At 65.5% G+C, this 275-nt stretch carries 1 protein-coding gene; it reads right to left on the bottom strand.

What is annotated here, in order from left to right; all coding sequences use genetic code 11:
* Window positions 1–275: LysR substrate-binding domain-containing protein (locus tag SB772_RS40625; protein WP_410838602.1), on the bottom strand; the 275-nt coding region annotated here is incomplete at both ends.

Raw genomic sequence — 275 nt, 5'->3', positions numbered from 1 at the left:
CGGTTCGCGCCGCAGCGAGGTCCAGCGCAAATCGCTCTGAAGCGCGAAGGGCGGACGGATGATGGCGGCGAGATCGGCTTCGCCTGCATCGACGAGATTGATGAGTTCCATCGACAAACCGGGAATTACGCGCGTGTGCGCGCCGGGCCATTGCCGGTAGAACGCGGCGAGCGCGTCGGGCAACAGCGCGCGCTGCACCGAAGCGATTGCGCCGATCGTCACGCGCATCTCGACGGCTGGATCGACGGCAACGGCGCTCAGATTGCCATAGAGAC

This window comes from Paraburkholderia sp. SIMBA_030 (assembly GCF_046535245.1).
Classification (GTDB): domain Bacteria; phylum Pseudomonadota; class Gammaproteobacteria; order Burkholderiales; family Burkholderiaceae; genus Paraburkholderia.
This window is presented reverse-complemented; position numbering and strand designations above follow the sequence as displayed.